Origin of the sequence: Anabaena sp. FACHB-1237, from assembly GCF_014696225.1 — a bacterium.
GTDB lineage: Bacteria > Cyanobacteriota > Cyanobacteriia > Cyanobacteriales > Nostocaceae > FACHB-1237.
Map to the genome: position 1 here is coordinate 1 of NZ_JACJPV010000043.1, position 9,500 is coordinate 9,500.

The following is a 9,500-nucleotide window of genomic DNA, read 5'->3' on the forward strand; positions in this document are numbered from 1 at the left end:
AATATAATCCGAAAAATCAGGAAAGTCAGCGAGTACAAGAAACTCTATTTCATGAGAAACAGACGATTATTGAAGGTTGTTTATTTGGTGTGGATATTAATCCTAATTCTGTGAAAATATGTCGGTTACGGTTATGGATTGAACTTTTAAAAAATGCTTATTATAAAACCTCTCCCCTAACCCCTCTCCTACGAGGAGAGGGGAATATGGAAGAATTGGAGACTTTACCGAATATTGATATTAATATTAAATGTGGTAATTCTTTAATTAGTCGTTTTTCGTTAGATGGTAATTTACAAGTTGCTTTAAGTAAGCAGAAATACTCTATAGAAGATTATAAAAATGCTGTGAAAAGTTACCGCAATGCTGAAAATAAGGAACAAAAACGGGAAATGGAAAGATTAATTAATGATATTAAAGGTAATTTTAAAACTACTTTACAGGGAATTGATCCTAATAAGACTAAGTTAAGACAGTTAGAGGGTGAGGTTGAGAATTTGGAGAATCAAATTTTTCTGATTCCAGAAACTAAAGCTGAGAAAACTAAGCGGGAGAAAAAAATTGCTAAGTTAAATAATGAGATTGATAAGTTAAAGGTTGAGATTGAGGATATAGAACGTGGGAAGATTTATGAAAATACGATAGAATGGCGTTTTGAATTTCCTGAAGTGTTGAATGATGAGGGTGTTTTTGTTGGTTTTGATGTGGTTATTGGTAATCCTCCTTATGCTGTCTTAGAAAAAGAAAGAAATACTACTCTAGAACCTTATCAGCTAATTCTTCAATATGCTAAATCAACTCATAGATATGATAAAATTGAGGGTGGAAAATTGAATCTATATAGATTGTTTATTTATTTATCATATCAAATATCAAAATGTAAAAATGAAATTAGTCTCATTGTTCCATTAACTATTGTTGCAGATAATAGCCTATTTTCTACGAGAAAATTCTTATTAGATTCTTGCTTTAGATTAAAGTTATTATGTTTCCCACAAAAAGATATCGTATCTAAGAGAGTGTTTGAAGATGCAAAACAGTCTACTCTAATTTTGATGGCCTCAATTAATAAGAAATTGAAAACTAATCAAACTAATATACTAGTTTATACATATCCTTCTAATTCTTTTGATGATAATTATAAATTTTTTGCGACGACTGCATTAGAGATTTCTAAATTTGATCCTCAGAGTCTATGTATTCCACTAGTGTCTGAAAATGAGTGGAAAATAATCAACAAAATACATCAATTTAAACCTATCAAAGATGAGAGCAATATATTAGTTCATAGAGGTGAAATTAATCAGACTATATTCAGGAATTATATCACCAGTAATCAATCTCATAAAAAACTAGTTAAAGGAGTAGAAATAGGTCGTTATAAAATAAATACTGTATTCAGTCAAGGTGTTAGAGAATATTTTAATGAAGATGCTTTTCTTGCTAGTAAAAAAAGTAATCATTTATGTTCTATTAAGAGAATTGCTACACAAAGAATTACTGGGGTTGATGAAAAACTAAGATTAGTAGCAACTATTGTAGACGAATATTCATATTTTGCGGATTCGACAAACTCTATTCATATTCAAAGAGATGATGTATATTCCCTTGAGTATATTTTAGCTCTTATAAATTCACGATTGTTCCAATGGCGTTTTCAAAAGACATCAAGTAATAATAATGTAAGTACCACAGAAATAGAAGTCTTACCTTTTACTTACTCGGAAAATTTAGAATCTAAAATTACAATAATAGTCAGTGAAATTCTCAACGCTAAAAAATCAGATCCCAATGCAGATACAAGCGCATTAGAAGCAGAAATTGATCAAATGGTTTATCAACTTTATAATTTAACACCGGAGGAAATTCAAATTATCGAAAGTTCTAACGGGTAGGGGTTTAGTAATGTCCATTGGTATCAACTGAACCTGAAACCGATAACCTAACTGGGAATGATAGGGCAGCGTAAGCCATTTGATGGGGCAGTAGGTAAACCAACAAATAAGCCTACAATAGTTATATCTTGGCAAAAATTGTAGAGACGTTCCATGGAACGTCTCTACAAGGGTTGTAAGTCACGTGTAATCAGGTGTAATCACGTATATTTAATTTTCACAAGGTGTCTAATTAATCTATAAGTATCAATAAATGTCAGGATTTTTATCAATTGCTACATTCTGTAAATCCTAAAATCCTGGATATCCTGATTCAGACAAATAAAATTATATGAACTCATAGATAATTGAAAGATAACTATCCCATAAGTTCTAAAATCCTGGGTCAGCTAATTGAGACAAGGCTTATGGAATAATCCTCAAAGAACGGAGAAGGAGGGATTCGAACCCTCGGATGGACCTTACGATTCCATCAACAGATTAGCAATCTGCCGCTTTCGACCACTCAGCCACCTCTCCAGTTATTTCTATTGATATTAGCAGACATTTTTTTTATCGTCAATAGTCAATGGTCAGTTTTTTTATAAATAATTTTTACAAGAAATTTTTATAAGTTAGGACTGACCAACGACTAAAAACTCTACAGCACTTGCGATCGCATCCAAGCTGCTGGTAAGGTGCGTAACTTTTGCCATTGAGGAACATAAGCTCGCTGACTGAACACATCATAATTATTGCGCTCAATCACATCTAAAATTTGCCCATATAACATAGATGCAGACCACACTGGCCAACGAGCATCCTTAGCTAGATAACTAATACCTCTATCCGCTTCTTCGTAAAACCTTCGGGCGCGATCAATTTGAAACCGCATCAGAGAACGCCATCTGTCATCTATTACACCTCGTAAACAATCTTCCTCAGTGTAATTAAACTTGGCCAAATCCTCCAACGGTAGATAAATTCTACCCCGACGCACATCTTCGCCAACATCGCGGAGAATGTTTGTCAGTTGGTTAGCAATTCCCAAAGCGATCGCCTCATCAATTGGTAAATAAGGTTGTTGATTTTTATACCAAGGAGCAGTATAAATCGAATCATCTACTCCCATAATAGTAGTAGACATCAAACCTACCGTACCAGCGACGCGATAACAATAGAGGTATAAATCGTCAAAAGTCTCATAGCGAGAGCGATACAGATCCATACGCTGACCTGCGATCATATCCCGAAAGGGCTGAATATCTAAAGCAAAGCGTTGTAAAGTATCAACTAAAGCTACATCATAATTATCCAAGGGACATCCTGCAAAAATCGCCTCCAGTTGCTTTTCCCATAGGTCTAGGGTTTCTGGCGTAGTTATAGCAGATCCAGGACCATCTACTAATTCATCTGTACGGCGACACCAGGCATAAATTGCCCAAACAGATTGACGCTTGGCCGGACTCATTAACAAAGTACCCAAATAAAAAGTTTTGGCATACTTAGCAGTAAGTTCTCGACAAAGCTTGTAAGACTCATCTACAGAGACCAGCGTTTTCATGCGCGGGGGGGAATCAGACACTTGCAGCATTCGTGGCGGACGGTCGAGATAGCGTTTGTAAGTCAGAGGAATTGGCTACTGATGATGTTTCCGAAATCGCCTGTGCTGTTAGCTTACCAGAAAGTACCGCCCCTTCCATACTGGCTAGATAGCGTTGCATGGTGTAATCTCCTGTTAAGTAGAAGTTACGGATGGGGGTTTTTTGGTCAGGACGACATTCTTGACGACCGGGAGTAGCTTTGTAAACGGAACGAGGAGTTTTTACAACATGGTATTTCAGCATTTTCGCAGGATTTTCACCACTAAAATGTTGTGGAAAAAGTTTTTCCAATTCAGTCATAGTTGCAGCAATAATCTCCTCATCAGATTGAGAAACCCAATCCTTGGCGGGTGCTAATACCAATTCCAACATAGATCGGTCGGGATTAGCGTATTCACGACAAGTGTTACTCATGTCAGCATAAACACTCAGAAGTGGCGATCGAGAAAATAACAGATGATCAATATCTGTCAACTTGCGATCAAACCAAATATGAACATTAATCACAGGAACACCCTCTAACCCTTGTAATTTCTGGAAAAACTCCATTTCTTGCCAGGGTTTAGGTAACATCACCTTTAAAGGGTCAACAGGCATAGCGGATACATATACATCTGCTGTAAATATTTCATCTTCCGCCCCATCCAAACCTCGCAACAGAAAGGCTTGAACACTACCATCTTCATTCAGTAAAATTTCCTTTAAGGGGGCGTTTAATCTGACTTCTCCACCTCTTGCTTGAATATAATCAATTATCGGTTGACATAACCTTTCTGTGGGTGAACCATCCAAAAAAGCCATTTTTGAACCGTTTTTTTCCTGCAAAAAGCGATTTAAAGCAGTTAGCAAGACTGTTGAGGAAATTTCATCCGGGTTAATAAAATTCAATGCTTTGGACATGGCAATAAATACCTCTTTTTCCACCCTGGGAGGAATATTTTGCCGTTTTAACCACTCACTCCAGGAGTATTTGTCCATTTCTTCTACATACTTCTGACCTTTTAGCATCGCCGGAATTAAACCCAAGCCGAAGCTAATTTTTTCCGGCCATGTGAGCATATCATTATTGCCCAAAATTGCCACTACACCATTAAAAGGGGCGGGAATATCGGGAAAATCAAAGCGGCTGTAAGTTCCTGGGGCTTCTGGTTGATTGAAAATCATTGTGTGTTCTTTCCACTGCAAACGATCTTCAATGTCGAGTTCCTTGAACAACTGCAACATATTGGGGTAAGCCCCGAAAAAGATATGCAGTCCTGTTTCATACCAGTCGCCATCGGCATCCTTCCAAGCAGCCACTTTTCCCCCAACCACGTCTCGACGTTCCAAAACAATGGGGGTATGACCTAAATCAGTCAGATATTTTGCACAGGAAAGTCCTGCTAGACCTGCACCAGCGATAGCTACTCGCATTTAAACCTACTGTTCTTTAATATTTCTTAATTGTTTGCCGTTCTCATTATATGTTGCAAACTGTTACATTTGCCGTTTTTGCTGTAATTTGGTGATGGGTTATGGATAATGGGTGATAGTTCATTCTTAATTATTTTATCGCTATCGGTCAATAACATAGATCAGCAAAAAAAGCAAGACAATCCAGAAAATATCCTTATGTCAACGAATGTAGGGGTAATTCATGAATTACCACTACCCATGAACCAGGTTTTCAATGTATATACGATTTTGAGGATGTATCCAAGGCGAAATTATTGATGACATAAAAAGATACCCTCCCCACTAAGAGGATCTCAACCTCTGAGTTACTTTGAAAGTAATTACCATATAAGCAGGACTTACGCAACTGGCACATTGGTAAGCTGTTGTGCCTTTAACTTGAATAATTAATACAAGCAAGATGCTTGTGCTACTGTAACTTCAGGTTTTTTAATTATACAGTGACGACAAGCTCACCAACCACGTCAGACAGTATAAATCATGTAAATAACCAAATTGTTGATATCTGACGCACCCACTCAACAGATTTTTTAGTGTGACACTTGCGTAAGTCCTAATAAGAATTGAGAAGTGAAAAACATACAAAATGTACTTTTCCACTTCTCAAAAGACTACTCCTTACACTTACTCTTATTAGAACAGGTCAGGAATAATTTTCACCTCATACCAAAGATGCAGATTTTTGAGGTTTGATTAGGCAAATTGGCAAAATCCTTTAAATTTTTTAACTATCACACTTACCTGAGATAACTTACGTCAGATACAGCAGTTTCCGTTATTATGAGGTATAGATGTTAATGATAAAACCCTTGTAACACAGGCATCTTGCTGTGTTCCTAGTGTACCTCATGTAGATGAAATGTGCTGGATAAACCCCGTCATAATTAATTCTTTCTCCTAACTTATTGGTATCATTAGTGGTTACTAAGCTGTTGTGCCTTTAACTTGAATAATTAATACAAGCAAGATGCTTGTGCTACTGTAACTTCAGGTTTTTTAATTATACAGTGAGTGCTGCACATTAGCTTATGATTACTATTGTCCATTACCATCACCTTTTAAAATTTCTTCCACATCCGTTAATTGAATAAGTCCAGAATAACTAGGACTAGTGATTACAAAAGAAGGTGTACCTGATAACCTCAATTTATCAACTAAGAGTAAATCTTGTTGAATTGCAGTATTAGCAGATTTGCGATCGCTGTTAAACTTTACTAAATCTAAATTCAGGTTTTTAGCAATTTCTAAATATAAGCCATCTCCCAATCTTTTTTGATTAGCAAATAACGCATTATGATATTCCCAAAATTTACCTTGTTTATAAGCTGCCCAAGCTGCTTGTGCTGCTGGTAGGGCTTGCTCATGAATTTGAAAAAGTGGAAAATGTTTGTAAACCAAAGTGAATTTATTAGGATACGTCTTTAATAAATCTTGTAAAGTATTATGGGCTTCTGCACAATAGGGGCATTCAAAATCAGAAAATTCTATCAACACAATTTTTGAATTATTTGCCCCAATAGTGGGAGATTTAGCAATAATAGCTTGAGGATTATTGCGGAATTCTCTAATAAATTCATCTCTGGACTTTTTGATTTCTAATTTTTGTTTTTCTTGATAAGATTGTAATGTTTCGATAATTACTTCTGGATTTTTACGGATAATTTCTAAAACTTGTTGTTCTAATTGAGGGCTAATTTTTCTATCATTTGTATCAGCATAAACTGGCAATGTCCAACTAACTAGAAAACAGCATAAACTAATAATTGTCAAAATGGTAACTTTTGTGATCTTTCGCGTTTTTTTCAACATTTGTAATAACACTGGTAGACTACTGAATTATTAATTATTGATTTTGATGGTAATTTTTCATAATTTATAATAAGTTATGAAAAATTAGCATTAAAAACTGCACACAATATAACATAATTATTGGTTCATGTAGCATAAACAACAACAATTCTTAAAAATTTCTCGGACAATAGTCACATATTTGTTGATATTGTCAATTTCTAGCTCGATTTTTGGCTATTGACAAGAAAATTGATCATGTAACTGTAGGAATGATAAAATTGGAAAAGCTAATTAGTTGGTTTTACTTAATTTTGGCGATTATTTTTGAAGTTTCTGGTACAACCTGTATGAAACTTTCCCAGGAGTTTACAAAGCTAATTCCTTCTATTTTTATCTTTGTATTTTATGGGCTTTGTTTAACTTTTTTGACACTTTCTTTAAGAACTATTCCTGTAAGTATAGTTTATTCTATTTGGGCTGGTTTAGGTACTTTGATAATTGCTAATATTAGTGTAATTTGGTTTAATGAAACATTAACATTAATCAAAATTATTTCTATGTTTTTAATTATAGTCGGTATTGCGGGTTTAAATTGGGAAAGCTAAAAATTATACATTAACTATCCGGTAGGTTGAAGATGTTCGCTAGAAAGCAGACAGTTTTTTTAATGCAACACTAGCGTTAAAATCAAAAGTCTGATATTATGGTTTTTAGTTAGGGCGAGTAGCTCAACGGCAGAGCAGTTGACTCTTAATCAATTGGTTGCGGGTTCGAATCCCTCCTCGCCCATCGGTTTCAGATCCTTACCGATAGATTTTATCCTAGCAGTAAAACTTGCTTTCATTCTTCTACACACTTTAAAACATTGCTCCCATAAAAGGCTTGTATTAACTATTTTGCAGCAGTTTTTATGTATTTATACCACACCCTAAATTAATTTTAGTCTTCCTTTACGCCCAACATAATAAAAGTGCTTCGCTTCGCTAATGCTCCTTTACATCTTTGCGCGAAACCAGAATCAAAATGTGGTTCATTTACCTGAAAATTGCTGTAACAAGTATTGCTTATACTCAGTAATTTTAATTATTTATTAAGGAATAAATTAATATATTTAATAGTATAATTATCTATAGAATTATTGAATCAAACCAAATTAACGATAATGAAAAAGTGGCAGTACCAAACTTTTTGCTGTGTAGTAATTGTTTTATTGTCTATTTTTGGCTTGGGAAAACAAGTTCTTGCAGCAGAAATAGCCCAAGCACAAACAACTACAAATGTGTATGATTATCTATTGCAATATCAACCAGAAACTTATAATATTCTCAATCAAACTTTAGCCAAAAGTATTGAAGATGCAAAACAACCAAATAGCGATGAAGTAGTTAATAACCTATGGGCATTATCCCCTGAAAATACCAAAATTAAATGGCGTGAAAATAATGGTAAAATAGAATATTTAATGTCCACATGGAAATATAGCAGTAATCCTAGCAGAGATTGGCCAATAGGGTCACAAAAATCATTAGCTTATCAAACATGGTTTACCGCAGTACCAGAAGTTAAAGAATTTTGTCAAAAATATCAGGCTACAGATGCCAATATTCCCGATAATATTGAATTGTCTTTGCGATTACAACAGTATTTGGGATTAATATTAAATAAATATTCTACTAAAACCGATTTTATTGAAATGTGGGTGAAAGCAGAAGATTTAAGTAGACCATGTATTGATCCTGAAATTAACGATACAACTTGTAATTTATTACCTTTACCTGTTCCTGATAGTAGTCCTATTATCAAAACAATTTACAGCAATTCTTACAGCAATGCTAAACAGGAATATTATCCCTGGACTGGTTTAGGATATACTTATGATTGGGGAAATACAGAAAAACCCCATCAAGGGCCAAGTGAATTTATTATTAATCCCACTGTGGAAAAACCTGTAGAAGTGGAAGTTGTTTCTGTTACTCCCACAGCAGAATATTGTCGGAGTCAGATACAAAGTTAATCAGGAAAAAATTCTCACTTATCCCTTAAAGGCTGTTCTAAGAGGATATTTGAAGAGTCTAAATTGATAATAAAATTGCCGATTATAAATCCCCGTTACAAGGGCAAAACCCACCTACATGGGTTAAGAAACCTTAATTTATGGTGAGGTATTTATCAGCGTTCAATTATTTACTATTTCATCCTTTTAAAATCTCACTCACAGTTAACTGAATATCAGAAAATAGAGGGGAACAAATCACATCATTTGCTGTAAAAACCTGTTCATTATAAAAACCTTCTACCCATTCTAAAACCGTCACTTTTTGTAATATCGGATCTACAATCCAATATTCATTAATACCTCGCGCTGCATACTCAGAACGTTTGTAACGATAATCTCGATTTTGTTGGTTAGGACTGACTACTTCAACTACTAACAAAGGAGGTGGCATATCCATTAAAATCAGAGAGCGTGTAGCATCTTTCATAACTTCAGCTAATTCTTCAGAAAACATTACTAAATCAGGAACACGCACCCCTACCTGACGACTATGTACAGCGATTTCTGTTTTCATTCTTAACCGATAGTAGGGAATACCTAATTGCAGAAAATAGGCAACTAAAAACATGGCAATTCTTTGATTTAGTTCACTTTCAGAAGGCATAAGAATTAACTCGCCATTTTCCAATTCATAGAAATTATCAGTCCCATCGTCATAATTAAGAAATTCCTCAAAATTCATCTTTTTAGCAGTTGCTACTATCATGGTTATTTCTCCCA

The 9,500-nt window shown here is 34.8% G+C and carries 7 protein-coding genes and 2 tRNA genes; 4 read left to right on the forward strand and 5 right to left on the reverse strand.

Annotated elements, in window-relative coordinates:
* The coding region (locus H6F32_RS16770; RefSeq protein WP_190370448.1) for an Eco57I restriction-modification methylase domain-containing protein at positions 1 to 1,895 on the forward strand (1,895 nt) is incomplete at its 5' end.
* 427 nt (positions 1,896 to 2,322) lie between these two features.
* Here the strand turns inward: H6F32_RS16770 and H6F32_RS16775 are convergent.
* From H6F32_RS16775 to H6F32_RS16790, 4 genes are all read right to left on the reverse strand, one after another.
* Positions 2,323 to 2,414, reverse strand: a tRNA-Ser gene (locus tag H6F32_RS16775).
* Positions 2,415 to 2,535: 121 nt separating this feature from the next.
* On the reverse strand, positions 2,536 to 3,468 hold the full coding sequence (crtB, locus tag H6F32_RS16780; RefSeq protein WP_190370449.1) for a 15-cis-phytoene synthase CrtB: 933 nt from the start codon (positions 3,466 to 3,468) through the stop codon (positions 2,536 to 2,538).
* A complete protein-coding gene (gene pds, locus H6F32_RS16785) occupies positions 3,452 to 4,891 on the reverse strand; it encodes a 15-cis-phytoene desaturase (RefSeq protein WP_190370450.1) in 1,440 nt (479 codons plus the stop codon). The genes crtB and pds overlap by 17 nt, the downstream gene beginning before the upstream one ends.
* A gap of 1,077 nt (positions 4,892 to 5,968) precedes the next feature.
* Positions 5,969 to 6,742, reverse strand: a complete 774-nt coding sequence (locus H6F32_RS16790) for a thioredoxin domain-containing protein (RefSeq protein ID WP_190370451.1) — start codon at positions 6,740 to 6,742, stop codon at positions 5,969 to 5,971.
* Positions 6,743 to 6,993: 251 nt separating this feature from the next.
* On the opposite strand from H6F32_RS16790, the gene H6F32_RS16795 reads away from it, so the two are divergent.
* The 3 genes from H6F32_RS16795 to H6F32_RS16805 all read left to right on the forward strand — a co-directional run bounded on the left by H6F32_RS16795 (position 6,994) and on the right by H6F32_RS16805 (position 8,738).
* On the forward strand, positions 6,994 to 7,329 hold the full coding sequence (locus H6F32_RS16795; RefSeq protein WP_190370466.1) for a multidrug efflux SMR transporter: 336 nt from the start codon (positions 6,994 to 6,996) through the stop codon (positions 7,327 to 7,329).
* A gap of 112 nt (positions 7,330 to 7,441) precedes the next feature.
* Positions 7,442 to 7,513: transfer RNA gene (locus tag H6F32_RS16800), tRNA-Lys, on the forward strand.
* Between the two features lie 373 nt (positions 7,514 to 7,886).
* The gene (locus H6F32_RS16805) at positions 7,887 to 8,738 is read left to right on the forward strand and encodes a hypothetical protein (protein ID WP_190370452.1); all 852 of its coding nucleotides are present in this window, start codon (positions 7,887 to 7,889) and stop codon (positions 8,736 to 8,738) included.
* 178 nt (positions 8,739 to 8,916) lie between these two features.
* Here H6F32_RS16805 and H6F32_RS16810 read toward each other — a convergent pair whose 3' ends face one another.
* Complete coding sequence (locus H6F32_RS16810; RefSeq protein WP_190370453.1) at positions 8,917 to 9,486, reverse strand: Uma2 family endonuclease; 570 nt, start codon at positions 9,484 to 9,486, stop codon at positions 8,917 to 8,919.
* Positions 9,487 to 9,500: the final 14 nt, after the last annotated feature.